18 protein-coding genes and 2 tRNA genes are annotated in these 18,960 nt (G+C 39.0%); 7 read left to right on the top strand and 13 right to left on the bottom strand.

Features of this window, described 5'->3' with window-relative positions; all coding sequences use genetic code 11:
* Positions 1-5 precede the first annotated feature (5 nt).
* The 5 genes from Q0X66_RS08725 to folE form a co-directional block, all read right to left on the bottom strand.
* The gene (locus tag Q0X66_RS08725; protein WP_297705411.1) at positions 6-497 is read right to left on the bottom strand and encodes a DUF192 domain-containing protein; all 492 of its coding nucleotides are present in this window, start codon (positions 495-497) and stop codon (positions 6-8) included.
* Between the two features lie 23 nt (positions 498-520).
* Positions 521-1,486 (bottom strand): prolipoprotein diacylglyceryl transferase, encoded by a 966-nt coding sequence (lgt, locus tag Q0X66_RS08720; protein WP_297705409.1) that lies wholly within the window; start codon positions 1,484-1,486, stop codon positions 521-523.
* Positions 1,487-1,626: 140 nt separating this feature from the next.
* The gene (gene yidD / locus Q0X66_RS08715) at positions 1,627-1,848 is read right to left on the bottom strand and encodes a membrane protein insertion efficiency factor YidD (RefSeq protein ID WP_297705407.1); all 222 of its coding nucleotides are present in this window, start codon (positions 1,846-1,848) and stop codon (positions 1,627-1,629) included.
* 96 nt (positions 1,849-1,944) lie between these two features.
* Positions 1,945-3,429, bottom strand: a complete 1,485-nt coding sequence (gene cysS, locus Q0X66_RS08710) for a cysteine--tRNA ligase (RefSeq protein WP_297705405.1) — start codon at positions 3,427-3,429, stop codon at positions 1,945-1,947.
* Positions 3,430-3,444: 15 nt separating this feature from the next.
* Positions 3,445-4,125 carry a GTP cyclohydrolase I FolE gene (gene folE, locus Q0X66_RS08705; RefSeq protein ID WP_297705402.1) on the bottom strand — a complete coding sequence of 227 codons (681 nt, stop codon included), beginning with the start codon at positions 4,123-4,125 and terminating at the stop codon, positions 3,445-3,447.
* Between the two features lie 137 nt (positions 4,126-4,262).
* On the opposite strand from folE, the gene Q0X66_RS08700 reads away from it, so the two are divergent.
* Positions 4,263-6,068, top strand: coding sequence for a T9SS type B sorting domain-containing protein (locus Q0X66_RS08700; protein WP_297705400.1), 1,806 nt, complete (start codon positions 4,263-4,265; stop codon positions 6,066-6,068).
* 125 nt (positions 6,069-6,193) lie between these two features.
* Entirely contained in the window at positions 6,194-7,621 is a 1,428-nt protein-coding gene (locus Q0X66_RS08695) for a T9SS type B sorting domain-containing protein (protein ID WP_297705397.1), read from the top strand.
* Between the two features lie 48 nt (positions 7,622-7,669).
* On the opposite strand, the gene Q0X66_RS08690 is transcribed toward Q0X66_RS08695, so the two are convergent.
* The gene (locus tag Q0X66_RS08690) at positions 7,670-9,184 is read right to left on the bottom strand and encodes an outer membrane protein transport protein (protein ID WP_297705395.1); all 1,515 of its coding nucleotides are present in this window, start codon (positions 9,182-9,184) and stop codon (positions 7,670-7,672) included.
* A gap of 33 nt (positions 9,185-9,217) precedes the next feature.
* Positions 9,218-10,612 carry a hypothetical protein gene (locus Q0X66_RS08685; protein WP_297705393.1) on the bottom strand — a complete coding sequence of 465 codons (1,395 nt, stop codon included), beginning with the start codon at positions 10,610-10,612 and terminating at the stop codon, positions 9,218-9,220.
* 96 nt (positions 10,613-10,708) lie between these two features.
* Between Q0X66_RS08685 and proS the strand changes: the two genes are divergently transcribed.
* The 4 genes from proS to rpsT all read left to right on the top strand — a co-directional run bounded on the left by proS (position 10,709) and on the right by rpsT (position 12,794).
* A complete protein-coding gene (gene proS / locus Q0X66_RS08680) occupies positions 10,709-12,184 on the top strand; it encodes a proline--tRNA ligase (protein WP_297705391.1) in 1,476 nt (491 codons plus the stop codon).
* Positions 12,185-12,264: 80 nt separating this feature from the next.
* Positions 12,265-12,336: transfer RNA gene (locus Q0X66_RS08675), tRNA-Glu, on the top strand.
* Positions 12,337-12,429: 93 nt separating this feature from the next.
* Positions 12,430-12,501: transfer RNA gene (locus tag Q0X66_RS08670), tRNA-Glu, on the top strand.
* Positions 12,502-12,542: 41 nt separating this feature from the next.
* Positions 12,543-12,794, top strand: a complete 252-nt coding sequence (gene rpsT, locus Q0X66_RS08665) for a 30S ribosomal protein S20 (RefSeq protein WP_297705389.1) — start codon at positions 12,543-12,545, stop codon at positions 12,792-12,794.
* Positions 12,795-12,842: 48 nt separating this feature from the next.
* On the opposite strand, the gene Q0X66_RS08660 is transcribed toward rpsT, so the two are convergent.
* The 5 genes from Q0X66_RS08660 to rho form a co-directional block, all read right to left on the bottom strand.
* Positions 12,843-13,604, bottom strand: a complete 762-nt coding sequence (locus Q0X66_RS08660; protein WP_297705387.1) for a HEAT repeat domain-containing protein — start codon at positions 13,602-13,604, stop codon at positions 12,843-12,845.
* Positions 13,605-13,657: 53 nt separating this feature from the next.
* Positions 13,658-14,260 (bottom strand): short chain dehydrogenase, encoded by a 603-nt coding sequence (locus Q0X66_RS08655; protein WP_297705385.1) that lies wholly within the window; start codon positions 14,258-14,260, stop codon positions 13,658-13,660.
* Positions 14,261-14,267: 7 nt separating this feature from the next.
* Positions 14,268-14,951, bottom strand: a complete 684-nt coding sequence (locus tag Q0X66_RS08650; RefSeq protein WP_297705383.1) for a hypothetical protein — start codon at positions 14,949-14,951, stop codon at positions 14,268-14,270.
* 35 nt (positions 14,952-14,986) lie between these two features.
* On the bottom strand, positions 14,987-15,706 hold the full coding sequence (locus tag Q0X66_RS08645; protein ID WP_297705381.1) for a hypothetical protein: 720 nt from the start codon (positions 15,704-15,706) through the stop codon (positions 14,987-14,989).
* 182 nt (positions 15,707-15,888) lie between these two features.
* Complete coding sequence (gene rho, locus Q0X66_RS08640; protein ID WP_297705379.1) at positions 15,889-17,478, bottom strand: transcription termination factor Rho; 1,590 nt, start codon at positions 17,476-17,478, stop codon at positions 15,889-15,891.
* Between the two features lie 330 nt (positions 17,479-17,808).
* Between rho and Q0X66_RS08635 the strand changes: the two genes are divergently transcribed.
* The gene (locus Q0X66_RS08635) at positions 17,809-18,219 is read left to right on the top strand and encodes a DUF4293 domain-containing protein (protein WP_297705377.1); all 411 of its coding nucleotides are present in this window, start codon (positions 17,809-17,811) and stop codon (positions 18,217-18,219) included.
* 203 nt (positions 18,220-18,422) lie between these two features.
* Here the strand turns inward: Q0X66_RS08635 and Q0X66_RS08630 are convergent, their stop codons facing one another.
* Positions 18,423-18,923 carry a metallophosphoesterase family protein gene (locus tag Q0X66_RS08630; protein ID WP_297705375.1) on the bottom strand — a complete coding sequence of 167 codons (501 nt, stop codon included), beginning with the start codon at positions 18,921-18,923 and terminating at the stop codon, positions 18,423-18,425.
* Between the last annotated feature and the right edge of the window lie 37 nt (positions 18,924-18,960).

The raw sequence follows: 18,960 nt of genomic DNA, 5'->3' as shown, positions 1-18,960 counted from the left end.
ACTTTTTACATTCTTATAAATGCGATGCGATCACCAACCGCCAAAGAATATTGTTTGCATTGTCCGGCATTAAGTTCCAGTACATATTGAACCGGGACTTCAGACGACAGGCCGGTCTCATCCAATGGTTGCGCATTTTCCTTATAACTTGCGATCCTAAGTTCCTCATCTATAAAAATAAGGTCCAGAGGTATTTTAGTATTTTTCATATAAAAAGAATGAAAAAGCACGTCCGGAAAGATAAAAAACATCCCCTGATCCAATTCCATGGATTCGCGGTACATAAGGCCCGTCTGGGTCTCATAATCAGATTCCGCGATTTCGATATTGTATTTTACAATAACAGAGTCTGACTGTGCCTTATAGATGGTGAGTTCTCCCTCTTTTGTAAATGTTATGGGCTCTGTTTTGACCGCCGTTTTCTGATCATTCTTGCAGCCACTAAGCGTTACGAGGGCTAAAATCAGGCAAATACCAAAAAATATTTGTGTTTTCATCTTACCATATGTTAAGTCGATATTCACCGGGCAGTAACACTTTTTCTTCTAAACATAAAATAAAACCCAACAAGAATAAAAGGAATACTTAACCATTGGCCGGTTGATAATAATCCTAATGATTCTTCAAATCCACCCTGACTTTTCTTTACAAATTCTACAAAAAACCGAATGGTCCAAAGGAGTACCAGGAATAAACCAAATAAAAAACCAGGCTGATTCTTTTTATCGGTCTTCCAATAGAGGTAATACAGAATCAGAAAAACAAATATATAGGCGACACCTTCATACAATTGAGCAGGATGTCTAAAAGGAATAGCACTGAAATAGTCAGCAAATTTAGGATTATTTTCCAGTGCAGCATAGGCCGCATTAACAGTCTGTTCTTTGGTAATCTGTAAGGCGGATGCAGCCGGCATATCATCTGAATCGCGCACAAATTTAGTCGCAAAAGCAAAATTTTCATCTGTTATTTTACCATTTATCTCCGAGTTAAAGAAATTGCCTAATCTTACGAAAAATGCCCCTATAGCAACAGTAATAACCACCCGGTCTAAAACCCATAACATTTTAAGGTCTTTGTATTTTCTGCTCAAAAGATACATGCCGATAATAATACCAATAGCTGCGCCATGGCTTGCCAAGCCGGTAAAACCGGTAAATTCATAACCATTAATAATGCCGAATAATGTACTTCCCGCACGCTCTTTTATCGGAAGTAAAATCTCTACAAGATGGTTTTTGTAATAGGGCCAGTCATAAAAAATGACATGTCCAAGGCGTGCACCCAACATGGTAGCGAGTACGGTATAAATAAAAAGAGAATCTAGCTGCTCCAGAGATTTTTTTTCGTTTAAAAAAATCTTTTTCATAATATACCAGCCAAGGGCAAAGGCCACTATCCAGGATAGATTATAGTACTTGATTTGTAAAACCCCAAGCGTAAAAAGGGTGTCATCGGGATTCCAGGTAAAACCTAAAAAATACATAGTGAAGATTTTAAGCGGCTAAGATAAGAAAATTGAACAGAGGCCAAAGGCAAAATATTACTGATGTTACCTATTCTATCTGGTCTTTAATCTGGGTTAGATTAGTGACTTTTAGAGCGGATCGCCTAACGTTTAAGATGTCAAGGGACCGGATCATATCCTTTTCCACCCCATGGATTACAACTGAAAATTCGTTTTATGGAGTACCAACCCCCTTTAAAAAGACCATGTTTTTTTAAAGCCTCAAGGGTATATTGAGAGCATGTTGGGGAATATCGGCAAGTGGAAGGGGTCAAAGGTGAAATAACCAACTGGTAAAACCTAACAAGAAGTACAAAGGGTGCAATTAGAATTTTTTTCACCTTAAAGAATATTTTTAAAGACTAATTTTCAGTGCCATTAGTAATAGAAATTCATAAAAGAAAATCGGCAAGAATCAACCCGATGGAAACCGCAATTTATCGGGAGACGTTGAATGTTGTTCCTTCTTTGCTATCTTTTAACTGAATACCAAGGGCTGCCAATTGGTCCCTGATTTTATCAGATGTACCAAAATCTTTGTTGGCGCGAGCTTCATTACGCAATTGTATGAGTAATTCCACGACACCCGATAACTTTTCTAAATCCCTTCCGCTATCATTTATATTTTCCAGGCCAAGAACATCAAATACAAAACTATTCATGGTCTCAATAAGAATTTTTTTATCATCTGCGGAAAGCTGTTCTTTTCCTTCTTTTATGAGGTTGATATGTTTAACTCCTTCAAAAAGGTTTGCAATTAGAATTGGGGTGTTAAAATCGTCATTCATTGCATCATAACACTTTTGCTTCCATTCCTTTACATCAAAATCTGAAGTAACACCGGTATTTAATCCGTCCAGACCGGTAATTGCCTCCATAAGCCTTTGATAGCCTTTTTCAGAGGCAAGCAGGGCTTCGTTACTTAAATCAAGAATACTGGTATAATGTGCCTGCATCATAAAAAAGCGTACCGCGGAAGGAGAAAATGCTTTGCTAAGTATGCTATTATTACCAGAAAAGATCTCATTCGGAAGAATATTATTCCCGGTAGATTTTGCCATTTTCTTACCATTTAGGGTAAGCATATTGGCATGCAGCCAATATTTAACAGGCGATTGACCATTGCCCGCTTCTGCCTGGGCAATTTCACATTCGTGATGAGGAAATTTCAGATCCATTCCACCTCCGTGTATGTCAAAATTCTCACCAAGATATTTTGTGCTCATTGCCGTACATTCAAGATGCCAACCCGGAAAACCATCTCCCCATGGGGAAGGCCATCGCATGATATGTTGTGGTTCAGCCTTTTTCCACAAAGCAAAATCCTGAGGGCTTTTCTTATCGTCCTGAGCAGTAAGTTCCCTTGTGTTTGAGATCATGTCTTCCAGCTTTCTGCCACTCAGCTTACCATATTCATAATCTTCATTAAACTTCTTAACGTCGAAGTAGACAGAATCATTAATTTCATAAGCATAACCTTTTTCAAGGATATCCTTAATGATCTCTATTTGCTCTATAATATGACCTGTTGCTGTTGGTTCAATACTAGGAGGTAAAAAGTTAAATTTCTGAAGAATATTGTGAAAATCTACGGTATAGCGCTGTACCACCTCCATGGGCTCTATTTCCTCCAACCGTGCCTTTTTGGCAATTTTGTCTTCCCCTTCATCAGCATCGTCTTCCAAATGACCTGCATCGGTAATATTCCTTACATACCGCACCTTGTACCCCAAATGCCTCAGGTAACGGAAGATCATATCAAAGGACATAAAAGTCCGGCAGTTTCCCAGATGTACATTGCTGTATACCGTGGGACCGCATACGTACATACCTACATGCCCTTCGTTAATTGGTTCAAATAGTTCTTTGGTACTGGAAAGGGAATTATAGACTTTAAGGTGTTGGGTTTTATACAATTGCATTGTTGCTATATACAATTAGAAATTGGTCTCCAGGTTTATATAGTCCAAAAACTCGCGTCTGATGGCCTCTTCTTTAAATTTGCCACCGTATTCTGCTGTAACGGTACTACTATCCACATCCCGTATTCCTCGCGAATTTACGCACAAATGCTTAGCATCAATAACGCAGGCAACATCTTTGGTGCCTAATACTTCCTGAAGTTCTTTTACGATTTGAATATTCAGCCGTTCCTGTACCTGTGGCCTTTTGGCATAATAATCAACTATTCTGTTCATCTTGGAAAGTCCAACTACCGTACCGTTTGAAATGTAAGCTATATGTGCCCTTCCCACAATGGGAAGAAGATGGTGCTCACAGGTAGAATACACGGTTATATTTTTTTCCACCAACATTTCACCGTATTTGTACTTATTCTCAAACGTAGAAGATTTCGGTTTTTTCTTTGGCTCTAACCCGCCAAAGAGTTCCTTTACATACATTTTTGCCACCCTGTCTGGTGTTCCACTTAAACTATCGTCCTCCAGGTCGAGGCCCAGCGTTAGCATAATTTCCCTGACATTTTCGCGTATACGCTCAATTTTTTCTTCGTCGCTTAAAACAAATGCATCTTTTCTCATTGGGGTTTGTTCAGAGGAGGAAACATGATCATTTCCCAGGTCTTCAAAATGTTCTTCCAATGTTCTGTCTAATTTCATCCGGATACCTATTTTTCGAAAGGCAAAGATATACATAAAATGGCACTTTATACTCTGTTTAGGGCGATACACAACATAAATTAGTGTTAAGCAGAACTACAGGGTATTTTTATAAATTCCAAATCGAATACCTGTTTATGAGGGGTAAAAGCTTAATATTCTGGTTTTTAACATTACTTGGGACCACTTCACTTATGGCCCAGGTAGCAGCTGATTGTGGCAATGCTGTACCCATATGCAACAATACTCCGGTTAACGGGGGTACACAGGGTTATGGCATAGATGATTTCAATGGAGCCACAACAAATGGTTGCCTGGAACAAACAATAACCGGATCTATAGAATCTAATTCTGCATGGTATCGTTTTCGAACCGGAGCATCGGGACAGTTAGGATTCAATATAGGTTTTGATGCCTCTGAGGACTGGGATTTTGCCTTATACCGGGCATCGGACTGTAGCAGTTTGGGAGACCCTGTACGTTGTAACTTCTTTGATAACAGTGATGAGGAAACATTTATGGGAGTAGGGGAAGACCCCACCGGAAACACAAGTACTGTACTTTATGAAGATTGGTTAGACGTAATGCCGGGTGAGGATTACTATCTGATGATAAATAACTTTAGTAACAATAATTCCGGTTTTTCGATTCAGTTTTCCGGAGATATTTTTATAACCAATCCATTTGACGCCCTGGATTGTTCCATTATAAATAATCTCCTTGGTCCACCCCTGGCCGCATGTGATAATGAGAATATTATTTTGGATGGAACCACCTCCAATGCTTTAAGCTATACCTGGTATAGTGACACAGGATCGGGTTTTCAACCAATAGCTGGCGAAACCGGCCCAACCCTGCATGTAACTGTATCTGCCATGTACAGGGTGGAAGTGATTACCACCACCATGACCAATATAATAAGCGATGTTCAGGTGGCCTTTAATACATCACCAATAACATATTCTGTCTCAGATGAAATAGTTTGTTCAGATTCTATGGAATATGATTTAACTCAAAAGGATAGTCAGGCATTAGGTACCCAGGATCCTGCCGCTTTTATGGTTACTTATCATAGCACACTAAATGATGCTATTCTTGGCATAAATTCATTAATATCGCCATATCCTCTAAGCATTGGAACTGAATCCATTTTTGTTCGAAACAGCTCATTAGAAAATCCCAGATGTTATGACGCTTCTGAACAGTTTCAGTTAAGTGTTGTGGAAACACCGGTTTTAAACTTTTCTACCGAGATTTTTATATGTGAAGATACAGCAGGTGTAATCATTGGTGAAACAACACCTAACGCCCAATATACCTATTCCTGGGATTCTGGTGAAACTACTCCCGGTATTACTGTTACACAGGCAGGGAGTTATACCTTAACAGTTACCAATAGTCAATGGGGACAATCCTGTTCAACCTCCGGCTTAATCACAGTAGTTGTTTCGGAAACTCCGGAAATTACGGATGTAATTATTGATGACCTTCAAAACAATAATACGGTAGAGGTTATTACGGATGTGATAGGTAGCTTTGAATACCAAATAGACAGCGAAGCATTTCAGTCGAGTAATATCTTTACCAATGTCCCGCCTGGAGTGCATACGGTTACAATTAATGATCTTAACGGTTGTGGTTCTGTAACTGAGACCATCACTGTTGTAGGATTCCCTAGTTTTTTTACACCTAATGGTGATGGAACTAATGATTATTGGCATATTTTGGGAGTCTCCAATCTGGAAAACCCTATGGTTTATGTATATGACAGATACGGCAAACTCTTAAAACAGATGGATGACAGTAGCCTCGGCTGGGACGGTACTTTTAATGGCAGAGAATTGCCATCTACAGATTATTGGTTTAAGCTCATATATACAGATTTACAGGGCCAGCTTGTTGAGGCCAGGTACATAAATAATCATTTTGCATTAAAAAGATAAAATTTTGCATTTTTAACGGCTTGTCGTTTATCGATAAAGTGCAGAAAACCCTCGGCGAGATATACTAAATTTTAGCCCTTGGAGTTATAGTATAGATTATTATTATAATGTTAGCCCCTTGATCTATGCGAACACTCGTTAGCTCCCTGTGCTGCACACTCCTTTTCTGTATTGGAGTTATGGCGCAGAACTCTGCAGATTGCCGAAGTGCCATCCCCGTTTGTGCCGATGCGCCAATTCTATCATTCACTGATGGCCTTGGTGATGTTGATGATTTTGATCCTGATGTAATCAGGCAAACTGGTTGTTTGGAAAAAGGGAGTGTTGGTTCTGCAAACATTGAAAACAATACATCCTGGTATGTCTTTAGGGCAGGGACAGATGGTCAAATTGGTTTTGATATAGAGGCATTACCAGCCTTAGGCACCACGATAACCTCAGAATATGATTTTGCATTATACGGACCAGACACGGATTGTGGCGATATAAGTAATGGAACAGCACAACCTATTAGATGCAATTACGAAGTAAATAGCACAAACTTTACAGGAGTAGGGGTTAATCCGGAAAATGGTCAGGAAGGAGCACCACCTTTAACCGCAAACCAAAATACTTATGATGAATGGATAGATGTCACAGCCGGGGAAATCTATTACCTTCTGATCAACAACTTCAATACTAACTTTGATGGAAATCCTGAACCTTTTTCGTTGACCTTTACCGGTAGTTCTGTGGATGCAGATCAGGATACAGCGCTCGACTGTACACTTAGGGATGAATTTTTAGGATTAGATATTATTGCCTGCGAAGGTGATCCGGATATTACTTTAACGGCTTTAAATTCACCAGCAGGACCCGATATTGCAACGGTAACCTGGACAGTGGATTACGATGATGATGGAACTATAGATGCAACCCTTGCAGGATCAGGACCACTTGGTGCGGAATTGGTAGTAAGCAGCCCGACCTCAGGGAGATACTATGTTTCAATTTTAACTACACTTGCCACTACTATTACAGATGATATTTTAATTACATATTATGGAATTCCGGTTTTGTTACCGGACCCGGATGGGATAGTTATTTTGGACGACTTATCCGATAGTAATAATGTAGAGTTTTTTGTAGATGGTGATGGCGAATATGAATACGCTATAAATGGAGGTGAATTTCAGGATGAATCTGTATTTCTGGATATTCCTCCCGGATTGAATTCCGTTATAATAAATGATAAAAATGGTTGTGGAACCTCGGAGCCCATTGAATTTTTAGTAGTGGGATACCCTAAGTTTTTTACACCCAATGGTGATGGTATTCACGATGCCTGGAACATTCTGGGAATTGAGACACTTTCAGATCCGGTGGTTTTTATTTTTGACCGTTACGGCAAATTGTTAAAACAACTGGATGAAACTACAATAGGATGGGACGGGACTTTTAACGGAAGGCCCATGCCCTCATCTGATTATTGGTTCCGTCTGGATTATGCCCGAGATGAAGACGGCGTCCAGGTGGCCAATTCCATACGAACTCATTTTTCACTTGTGAGATAAAAAAAACCCCTGAATACTTTCAGGGGTTTTTTTCTTTATTATTTGAGTTTAGAAATTAATTGTGTATCCGAAGCTATAATTGTTCATAGCGGCATTTAAGCTTGCCGGAGTTGTTAAACCCACATCAGCAAGCTGAACATTACCATCTCTTTCAGACCTGCTGTAAGTAAAGTCTAGTCTGCTGCCTCCGAAGTTATAACCTATACCAGCAGAAAACCCATTTAAATCGCCTACAGTAATTCTGTTTGCATAAGGACTTTGCTCATAGCGATAACCACCACGCAGACTTAATTGTTTTATACGGTATTCCCCGCCAACTCTAAATGTAGATACCGATCTTAGTTCACTGGAAATTACCGAATTAACTGTGGCAAAACTTGAATCCGAAGTAGGCCGTAATTCTGCATTGGACATATCCTGATAACTGTAATCAAAACTTAAAAGCCCATTGGGACCAAAAACAAGAGCCATACTTCCATTAAACTTGCCTGGAGTCTTTACCTTATAGTTTGGGAAAAGATTGACAATGTTGAAATCTATAAATGTTATATCCGAATTTCTAACCGGGGAATCCGAATTAATTCTTTGTGAAAAATCATCCCTTAAATCATACCATGTGGGAGATTGATAACTCGCCCCCATTCTTATTAATTTATTCAATTTAGCGATGACTCCTAAGCTGAAGGAGAACGCATTTCCTCTTGTAGCCAGCAGGTTATCAAAATTAATAAATTGAACTTCTGATCCGGTATCAAAACCACTCTCGCTCAATTGAGTGTATTTCTCATAATATATACTATGAAAATTTAATGAAGCACCCATAGATAGAAAATCCTTGAATTGCGTGCCAAAATTCATGGTAAACTTGCTGTTATAGCCTCTGGTAGATTGCAAAAATTCCTGATTTACGCTGTTGTATTCAGCGTTAGAAATATATTGTGTGTTGTTGTCATCATCAATATCTACCGGATCAATTACCCCGGCTTGAAAACCTAAAAATGCCTGCTGTGGTCCAAAACCAAGACTACTCCCTATATCCAGATAGGCCTCTTCAATCAACTCGCCATCCTGAACAAACAAGGGACCTAACGGCTGGCCCTGAGCATAAGCAAGAAAGTAGTTGTCAATACCTTCATTACTATTCCCGGAGGTAAAAAATTGATTGCTAAAATTATTTACCAGATCATAGTTAAAAGCTAAAGAGTATTTCCTCCAATCAGCATTTTTATCGTAATTTTTAAATACGATAACACCTCCTGCTTGATTAATTTTAAATGAATTAAGTCGGGTATTGTTGGTTCTCCCGAAATACGTTGCATCGTTGTTGCGATTGTAGTTAGTTCCGGTCATAGTAAACTGACTATTATTGAATACTGCCGAGCCTGCCGGATTGATATTTAATGCGGATAGATCACCACCCAGAGCTCCAAAAGCTCCACTTAAGCCCTGAAAGCGAGCTGTACCATTGGTGTTTTCAATGCTGTATCTGAGTACATCCTCAATATTTTGAGCGTTTACAGTCCCACATATCAATACCAGGATGAAAATTATATTTCTTTTCATTTTATAAGAATTTAATACTACTGATTTTTGGAATTATTGTCTGCCGCCCCTGCTTCCACCTGAACTTCTCGAACCACCGCCGGAACTTCTTGAGCCACCACCGGAACTTCGCATGCTACCAGAAGATCTTGAAGACCCCCCGGAACTTCTCATGCTGCCAGAAGACCTTGAAGATCCCCCGGAGCTTCTATAGCTCCCTGAGCTTCTGGAACTCCTGGACCCAGAACTTCTATAGTTACCTGAACTTCTAGAACCTGAACTTCTTCCGGAACTATAACCTGAGGTTCTTGGCATTGAAGATGACGACCTGGAATAACCAGAACTTCTTTGAGTAGAACTACCATAAGACCTTCTTGCCGTGCTCGACCTGCTGTCAGTCCCTCTACTATATCTGTTGGTTCCCTGTGAATATCTTCTGTATGTATTTCCGCTTCGTGAATTACTTGAATATCCGGGAACAGATCGTGTACTTCTGCTTGATCTGTACGCCCTGTTTCTATTTATGGCAGCAGCACTAACTGTTCTTCTTGCAGTTGTACCTGATCTATATGCACCGGAACTTCGTGCTGTGGAAGAAGTTCTGGCTGTGCCGGATCTTCCAACATTAGACCTGGAACTGGAAGCCGTTCTTCCATTTCCTGATGTTGCACTCGATCTTCCTCTGCCTGATGTGAGATTAGATCTACCTCTTAATGAATTTGAAGTTAAAGCATTATTATAATTATTGCCATAATAACCCCTCCTGCTACTGTTGTAAGAATATCTTCCGTATCCGTATCCGTATCCGTATCCGTAGCCATAACCGGGATAGCCCCAGCCATAACCGGGATAGCCCCAATAACCTCCATAGCCCCAGCCATAACCGGGATAGCCCCAATAACCTCCATAGCCCCAACCATAACCATAACCAGGATAGCCCCAACCATAACCATAACCGGGATAGCCCCAGCCCCAGCCGCCGCCCCAGCCCCAGCCAAAGCCTATACCAATACCAAATCCAACACCACCCCAACCCCAGCCGCTGTCGTAATTGTTTATGATAACATTAGATTGATTATCACCCCATCCGGAGTAACCTACATAATCATTATAGCCCTCATAATAATTTCCTTCCGGTACAACTTGAAGACTATCATTTTGTACATCTCCTCCGTAATAGTCATCAACATCAGTAAAGACTTCGTCTTCCATGAATTCATCAATTTGATCGGCTTTCTGACCAAAGTAATCACCATAAATACCATCACCCTGCTGTTGTTTAGGCTGTTTCTTTTTCTTTGTATAGACCATTTCGGTCCCTTCAGTATAGATACCATCATTATCATAATAGGAAGCCTCCTGATAGGAACCACAGGAAACCACTAATATGCCTGCAACAAGAAGCGTTGCAGTCCTTATTAATTTAGAGAGGGGTAGAGATTGTATCATCGCTTTAAATTTATATTGTTGAACATTCTAAAAATAGTTAGTTTTACCAAACAATTTCGGTAATAAGATCACAAGATTTGTGCCAAAGTATATTTGATGGGAAAAAATTTAACTAAAAGAAGCGAGGATTATTCCAAATGGTATAATGAACTCGTGATCAAGGCTGATATGGCCGAAAATTCAGGTGTTAGGGGTTGTATGGTGATAAAACCTTACGGTTTTGCTATTTGGGAAAAAATACAGGCGGGCCTGGACAAGATGTTCAAGGATACCGGGCATCAGAATGCCTATTTCCCGTTGTTTATTCCAAAATCATATCTGAATAAAGAAGCCAGTCACGTTGAAGGCTTTGCAAAGGAATGCGCCGTAGTCACCCATTACAGGCTGAAAAATGCCGAGGACGGCAGTGGTCTTGTAGTAGACGAAGACGCTAAACTGGAAGAAGAACTTATTGTAAGGCCAACTTCTGAGACTATTATCTGGGACACTTATAGAAAGTGGATTCAGTCTTACAGAGATCTTCCGCTCTTAATTAACCAATGGGCCAACGTGGTACGATGGGAAATGAGAACACGTTTGTTCCTGCGCACGACTGAATTCCTCTGGCAGGAAGGTCATACGGCTCATGAGACTAAACAGGAGGCGATAGAGGAATCTGAATTGATTCTGAATATATATGCAGATTTTGCTGAAAATCATATGGCCGTCCCGGTAATAAAGGGAACAAAAACGGAAAGTGAACGCTTTGCCGGAGCCATAGAAACCTATTGCATAGAAGCCCTGATGCAGGATGGAAAGGCATTACAAGCCGGAACATCACATTTTTTAGGTCAGAATTTTGCCAAAGCTTTTGATGTGAAGTTTGCAACAAGGGAAGGTAAACAGGAATACGTATGGGCCACCTCCTGGGGCGTTTCTACACGCCTGATGGGTGCTCTTATTATGACACATAGTGATGATAATGGTCTTGTTTTACCGCCTAAACTGGCCCCTATACAGGTGGTTATAGTCCCTATATACAAAGGTCTGGAACAATTAGATGCAATCTCTGAAAGGATAAACCCTTTGGTAAAAGAATTGCAAAATAAAGGGATATCAGTAAAGTATGACAAGCGCGATACCCATAAACCCGGTTTTAAATTTAATGAATATGAATTAAAGGGAGTTCCCGTAAGAATAGCTATTGGCCAGCGTGATATGGAGAATGGGACCTATGAATTGGCGCGCCGGGATACCCTGGAAAAACAAATTGTGGAGGCTGATGAGGTGGTTGCAAAAATTGAGTTTTTACTCGAGGATATACAGCGAAATATATTTGAAAAAGCTCGAAATTACAGAGAAGAACACATTACCGAAGTTGATGACTATGAAGAATTTAAAAGGGTTTTAGATCAGAAAGGTGGCTTTATTTCAGCACATTGGGATGGTACTTCGGCTACAGAAGATAGGATAAAAGAAGAAACAAAAGCAACAATTAGATGTATTCCATTAGACGCCCCTGAGGAGGCTGGTAGCTGCATTGTTACCGGAAAACCTTCTTCAAAAAGGGTGCTCTTTGCCAAGGCATATTAAGTGTAGTCAAAAAAATATATAATGGAGTTGGTATAGTAAAAAATAATTGTATTTTTGCATCCGCATTTATGCGCGCTAATGGCCCGTTCGTCTAGGGGTTAGGACGCCAGGTTTTCATCCTGGTAACAGGGGTTCGATTCCCCTACGGGCTACAAAGAATACTGAAATATTGAAATGTGGTTAATGAGGACTGTTTAATAATCATAGGTCTCATTTATTACATGAGCATTAAAAAAAAAGTTAATGGCCCGTTCGTCTAGGGGTTAGGACGCCAGGTTTTCATCCTGGTAACAGGGGTTCGATTCCCCTACGGGCTACAAAAAAATATAAAGCCCGAATAAACAAAATTTAAAAAAAGATGGCAAATCACAAGTCGGCATTAAAGAGAATCAGAAGAAACGAAGTTGTGCGATTACGCAACAGATATCAGCACAAAACCACAAGAAACGCAATTAAAAAATTGAGGAGTGAAACCGACAAAAAAGCGGCGGAATCCCTTTTGCCAACTGTGGTGAGTATGATAGATAAGCTTGCTAAACGCAATATTATACATGCAAATAAGGCGGCTAATTTAAAAAGTAAACTTACAAAGCATATTGCTGCAATATAAGTATTGGAAAAATCTATTAAAGCCCTTGCCTAACGGTTAGGGCTTTTTTTATGGCATATAGTGTCGATCAATATACTGGATGGCCTCCGATTGAGTCATAGCTGCAAAGCTTTTATATCTCGAGTGTACATCTACTATTTCATCCATTGCTTTTTCAACAAGTTCACGATTTTCCCAATTACTCAACGCTGAGACCACGGTAGCTAAACAACCTTTTTTATAAGCAATTTGGCCAAGGACATGAATCAGGGTATTGCGCACTCTTGAAGTTTTATCAAATTGTAGTTCCTTTAGAAGTGGGAGTATATCCTGAGGATGAGTTCTTCCCCTTAATTCTATCCCGTGACAAATTTCACGCCGCACTTCCTTATTGGGATGATGAAGATATTTTTTGGCCCATTCCAAAGCGGGTTCCGGATTTTTAGCCCCCACTTTTTTAAGGGAACCAATCACGGCATTCCGTACGATATGGTGCTTATCAAACAGAGCAAAATCAAAAAATTCACAAACGCTCTCAAAATCTGTTTTACCAATTTCACCTGCCGCATTCATTGCAGTTTGTCGCTCTTTTTCATTTGCAGAACTTAGCATAGCTTTGATAGTTTCCAATATTTTCAATTTTAAGGAACTTTCGGTATTGAACAACTTTCCTGTTACCGTATAGGCTGCCTTGCGAACGTAAGTATCCTCATCAGAGAAGTATCTTTTTATCGCAACAACGCTGCTATGGTGTAGATCATCAATTATGGCGTTCCGGATGTCGGCTACCAGTCTTTCCCTTTCAATCTTGGATAAATCGTAGAATCCCATCTGGTAAAATTATAAAAAGCTTCTAACTACATGCTTCACCGAAAATTACCGGCTTAATCATAAATGCGAATTATCTCACCATTAGCTTTCCCTTCCACACTTCGAATATATCCCCTTAACATTTTATCCATAGGTATTGGGTTATGGCCAGGGAAATAATCCTCGTATTTATCTAAGGCGTCTTCAACGACGCCGGAGGAAACCGCATTCACTCGAATTCCATTATCAAGTTCAAGGACAACTGCCTTGACAAAACTATGGATCGCTCCGTTAACCATTGCGGCACTTGTAGTCATTAATACAGGATCGTCTGCAAGAATACCTGTGGTTAAGGTTATAGAACCGTTTGGATTTAGATATTTTTTACCAATTCGCACCAGATTTACCTGTCCCATTAACTTACTGCGGATCCCAATATAAAAATCATCTTCAGAAAGATCATTGAAAGGAGCCCATTTGGCTTCACCGGCAGTACAAATTATAGCATCCTGAATGCCAATTTTTTTAAAAAGAGCTTCAATTGTTTCACTACTTGAAATATCTACAACCTCTTCACCAGTGTTTCTTCCGGCAATTACAACTTCGTGTTTTTTTGAGAAATACCTGCTGACTGTTCTCCCAATTGTTCCATTTCCTCCGATAATTAGAATTTTCATAACTGATTTATTCTACTTGTAGTTTTCGCCTTCGCATTCGAATAAATCCGAAAGCAAAACAGCCATACATTAGGATTATTAATATAAGATGAACACTTCTTACCCAGGGAATCTCTGTTTCCATATAATATCTTGCAATTTTAATAGGTACATAACCAAGAAAGAAAATTACCATCCCTAAACTTAACCACGACAACAAATCTCTTGTTAAAAACCAATCCCCATACTGCTCTTTTAAATGTTTCCAATAAAAAAAGATGCAGTATAATAAAACAATTGCCCCTGTAATATAGGCGGTAAGCTGAGGCTGAGTAGCGAAAGATTGGAAAAACATGTTGGCTACTGAGATAAATAAAAAGGCAAGTGCTCCAACTTTTATAAAATCCCTTTGCCTTTTACCAGAGATATAGAAGTAGTAAACAAAATAGAAATACACAAAAAACACAATATTATATATGTTGAAAATAACCCAATTGTTGTTGTAATAAATTTCTTTTAGGATCAGACTAATCTCATCATTATCGCGAATAAGAACCGCAAAAAGTTCATTCAGGAAAGTATACATTATTAAAATGGGTAAAAACCGCAAAGGGGTATCATAATACCTGGGATATCGCCATAAAGATAATAGTACTACTATCGCATATAGAGGTATAAACGTATTATCCAAAAGTGAATTGAGAAAACTCAAATCCATTGGTTTTTAGAGCGTTAGATTAGTTAAAATTACTTTTTTGGAGGCGGTGCTGAGCCACCTTCATTTAAAATAGTGCTTACATTGGCTATAAAAGGCATAGGACTCAATGATGAAGAATTGGAATTGTCCAAATTTGGCCCCATTCCAGCATATGAATTTCCATCCTCTTGAATCATTCCCATCCCTTCAGGAATATATGGTGCTAAATCCCAGGATAGATAAGCGGGAACCAGGGTACCGTCTTCCTGCTCTTCAAGATAGAAACCATATTGCGCATTATCCACAATTGAAGCTGGCAGGATAAATACTGAATTTTGCCTTGGATGAATCACAGGACTCCCGTCTTCAAATTTAGCCTGATTTGGATAATTCGAAAAATAAAAGCGCAATGTTGAGATCTCAACATTCGCTTTTGCAGCTACCTTTTCTATATAAGTCAGATAATCTTTGATGGTTTTATAATCGTAATAAACATAACGGGCAACATCAAAAGAATCTTTCATTTTAGAATCCCGTTTATCATAAGCATCTTCGTAATTCTGAATAAGGGGTGCCCTTCTTTCCGAATAGCTCTTGTACATGCTCCTGGCCTGATCTACAGAGACAATTTGTTCCGGAGCTTTAATTTCTTCCTGTTTGACTTCAGGTACTTCATCTTTTGCTTTCTGCTCACCACAACTAACCAGAGTAAGTAATGCTGTAAATGATAGGAATAGCGTAAACGGTGCATTTTTACGAATAATTTTCATGCTTCTAAGTTTTATGGATATGTAAATTAGACTTTTAGGGAACTACTTTTCTACCTCTAAATGTAGTACATATTCTAATAAAACATCAAATTAACCTTATGAAATCGATGTACTACTTATCATAAATAAAAAAATCCCAATGATTACTTATCATTGGGATTTTCTTAAGTGAGGGATAATTTTTACTGACTCATGGTCAATAAAAACTCCTCATTATTTTTTGTCTGTTTTATTCGCTGTTCCATAAATTCCATGGCCTCAACCGGATTCATATCTGCAAGATACTTGCGCATTATCCACATACGTTTAATTGTATTTTCATCCAATAGAAGATCATCTCTTCTTGTTGAAGAAGATATAAGGTCTATGGCAGGGAATATTCTACGGTTACTTATTCGTCTGTCTAATTGTAATTCCATATTACCGGTACCTTTGAATTCTTCAAAAATAACCTCATCCATCTTAGATCCGGTTTCCGTAAGTGCCGTAGCAATTATAGATAAAGAACCACCGTTTTCAATATTACGTGCTGCTCCAAAAAAGCGTTTGGGTTTATGCAGAGCATTCGCATCCACACCACCACTAAGCACTTTACCGGAAGGAGGTTGAACTGTATTGTAAGCTCTTGCAAGACGTGTAATGGAATCTAATAGTATAACCACATCATGCCCGCATTCTACCAGTCTTTTTGCCTTTTCCAGTACTATGTTAGCCACACGAACATGTTCAGTAGCTTCCTTGTCAAAAGTGGAGGCAACCACTTCACCACTTACATTACGCTGCATATCCGTTACTTCTTCCGGACGTTCATCTATCAGAAGAACAATCTGATATACTTCAGGATGATTGGCTGCAATGGCATTTGCGATATCTTTCAAAAGCATAGTTTTCCCTGTTTTTGGCTGGGAAACGATCATTCCACGTTGTCCTTTGCCAATAGGGGAAAACAAGTCAATTATTCTAGTAGACAGGTTACTTTGGCGTTCTGCCAAATTAAATTTTTCTTGTGGGAACAAAGGAGTCAGGTGTTCAAAAGAAACTCTGTCTCTTACTACCTGAGGGTCCATTCCATTTATTTTATTCACCTTAATTAAGGGGAAATATTTTTCTCCTTCTTTAGGTGGACGTACATTACCCAGAACAGTATCGCCGGTTTTGAGACCAAATAGCCTTATTTGCGATTGGGATACATAAATATCATCAGGAGAAGAAAGGTAATTGTAATCTGAAGATCTTAGAAATCCATAACCATCCTGCATAATATCAAGAACGCCTTCGCTTTCAATAATACTGTCAAATTCGTATTCAGGTTGCTTGTATTTATTTTTCAGGTCCTTATCAAAATTACTAGTCTTGCTATCCTGCCCGTTCTTATGATGCTGAATCTTTTTGCTATGCTGGCCCTTATTGTGTTGAGGGTTATTTTTAGGTTGTTCTTTATTGCCCTGATATGAAGGGCTTTTTTGTTGTGAACCTTCTTTTTTTGGTTCTTGTTTAGCCACCTTCTCTATAGAAGTGCGGTTTTTCTGAGGAGCAGTCTTAAAACTTTCCTTAGGAACAAGTGGTCTGCGTGGTTTTTCCGGTGCTTTTTCCTTTACCACCGTTGCCACTGTTGTTGCTTGCACGGCTTTGGGATTACTGGCCTGTAGATCAAGAATTTGGTAAACCAAATCCAGTTTTTTTAAGGTCTTGTATTTGGGGACGCTTAAATTTTTGGCTATATCCTGAAGCTCAGGCAGCTTTTTTGCTTTTAAATCTGAAATCTCAAACATTGAGTATAAAATAAATTATAGTATATAAAAATTGGAGTATATTACTTTTTTTGGGTATTACATGGGATTGAGACCCCAATAGGTAAGTGTTATTATGTATAACGACACAATATTACAAATTATTTTAAACAAATCATCTCTTATTACTTATTAATTTATTTCTTACCCTTTTCGTATCGACATATGATTTGCGCAAATAGATTGGTTCTAACCCGCTTAGTCATTGCTGATACCACGAACTTACATTACGGAAGTGCTATTTTTTATATTAAATTTTATGGGATTGTTTTAAAAGACATGTACTTTTGCACTTCTGTTTTCAGATAAACTATGATTCAACGCATACAAACCGTTTATTTAGTTTTGGTGGCTCTCTTTACCGGAGTATTACCTTTTTATTTAAGCCTTTGGACTGGAATTGAAGGAGATACCGTTTTTGCGATGGATATTACTTGGGTTGCGGTTATTTTTGCAGCTTCTTCCGTCCTGGCGCTTATCACTATTTTTATATTTAAGAATCGAAAAAATCAATTTGTTTTTAACAGGTTGAATATAATATTAAATCTTTTTTTACTGGGATTTTTCGTTTACCGATCGCTAAACTTATCCGGAGAGACCTCGGTCTCAGAGAAGGGTATTGGGATGCTCATTCCTGTATTTTCTATCGTTTTTTTAGTTCTGGCCAACAGGGCCATAAAAAAGGATGAAGATCTTGTAAAATCTGTTGATCGCTTGCGTTAAACCTAACATCTTAGTAGTATTAGTGCGTAACCCTGAAGTAAGTTTATCTCTACTTCAGGGTTTTACGTTATAAATAAACGTTTTTTGGCGCTTCCTCCTGCGCCCTCATTAAATTCGGGCTCCGGAGGACCGGGCTATTCGCTATATCTTTTTTGCTTTTCTTTCAACTGTGCTCAGGATAATAGCAAAAAAGGATGCCGCTGCTATCCCTGGCGCTTTCCCAATTCTATAACCTCCAGGTTTTTTATTTCTTCCCCGTCTATATCAAACCGGAGCATTGTCCTGATTTGATGAAAACCGTTCTTTCCACAACTACCGGGATTCATATGCAACAAGTTTAGTTTTTTGTCCCACATTACCTTAAGAATATGGGAATGCCCTGAAATAAATAGTTTAGGCGGATTCATTTTGATTTCTTCCCTGATTCTCTTATCATATCTATTGGGATAGCCTCCAATGTGGGTCATCCAAATGGCTACATTCTCACATTTAAAACGGTTGTCTAACGGAAATTCCTTTTGTAATTTATGGTTATCAATATTGCCATATACAGCGCGAATCGGTTTTAATGCAGCCAGAGCATCGGTAACATCAAAAGAACCAATATCTCCCGCATGCCATATTTCATCGGCCTGTTTGGCATACTTGAGGATAGTATCATCTATATAACCATGGGTATCGGATAGAAGTAAGATGTGGGTCATTATATCAGTGAGAATTTATTATAGCACACAAATGTCT

The organism is uncultured Eudoraea sp. (genome assembly GCF_947260015.1).
In the GTDB taxonomy this organism is placed as follows: domain Bacteria; phylum Bacteroidota; class Bacteroidia; order Flavobacteriales; family Flavobacteriaceae; genus Eudoraea.
This window is presented reverse-complemented; position numbering and strand designations above follow the sequence as displayed.

What these genes read in the sequence shown, in the direction of transcription:
- Q0X66_RS08660 (WP_297705387.1), bottom strand. Translation starts at nt 13,604, where the DNA reads ATGGGATTCTACGATTTATCCAAGATTGAAAGGGAAAGACTGGTAGCC.
- Q0X66_RS08725 (WP_297705411.1), bottom strand. Translation starts at nt 497, where the DNA reads ATGAAAACACAAATATTTTTTGGTATTTGCCTGATTTTAGCCCTCGTA.
- Q0X66_RS08685 (WP_297705393.1), bottom strand. Translation starts at nt 10,612, where the DNA reads ATGATACAATCTCTACCCCTCTCTAAATTAATAAGGACTGCAACGCTT.
- cysS (WP_297705405.1), bottom strand. Translation starts at nt 3,429, where the DNA reads ATGCAATTGTATAAAACCCAACACCTTAAAGTCTATAATTCCCTTTCC.
- proS (WP_297705391.1), top strand. Translation starts at nt 10,709, where the DNA reads ATGGGAAAAAATTTAACTAAAAGAAGCGAGGATTATTCCAAATGGTAT.
- Q0X66_RS08635 (WP_297705377.1), top strand. Translation starts at nt 17,809, where the DNA reads ATGATTCAACGCATACAAACCGTTTATTTAGTTTTGGTGGCTCTCTTT.
- folE (WP_297705402.1), bottom strand. Translation starts at nt 4,125, where the DNA reads ATGAAATTAGACAGAACATTGGAAGAACATTTTGAAGACCTGGGAAAT.
- Q0X66_RS08630 (WP_297705375.1), bottom strand. Translation starts at nt 18,923, where the DNA reads ATGACCCACATCTTACTTCTATCCGATACCCATGGTTATATAGATGAT.
- Q0X66_RS08645 (WP_297705381.1), bottom strand. Translation starts at nt 15,706, where the DNA reads ATGAAAATTATTCGTAAAAATGCACCGTTTACGCTATTCCTATCATTT.
- rho (WP_297705379.1), bottom strand. Translation starts at nt 17,478, where the DNA reads ATGTTTGAGATTTCAGATTTAAAAGCAAAAAAGCTGCCTGAGCTTCAG.
- rpsT (WP_297705389.1), top strand. Translation starts at nt 12,543, where the DNA reads ATGGCAAATCACAAGTCGGCATTAAAGAGAATCAGAAGAAACGAAGTT.
- Q0X66_RS08700 (WP_297705400.1), top strand. Translation starts at nt 4,263, where the DNA reads ATGAGGGGTAAAAGCTTAATATTCTGGTTTTTAACATTACTTGGGACC.
- Q0X66_RS08655 (WP_297705385.1), bottom strand. Translation starts at nt 14,260, where the DNA reads ATGAAAATTCTAATTATCGGAGGAAATGGAACAATTGGGAGAACAGTC.
- Q0X66_RS08690 (WP_297705395.1), bottom strand. Translation starts at nt 9,184, where the DNA reads ATGAAAAGAAATATAATTTTCATCCTGGTATTGATATGTGGGACTGTA.
- lgt (WP_297705409.1), bottom strand. Translation starts at nt 1,486, where the DNA reads ATGTATTTTTTAGGTTTTACCTGGAATCCCGATGACACCCTTTTTACG.
- Q0X66_RS08695 (WP_297705397.1), top strand. Translation starts at nt 6,194, where the DNA reads ATGCGAACACTCGTTAGCTCCCTGTGCTGCACACTCCTTTTCTGTATT.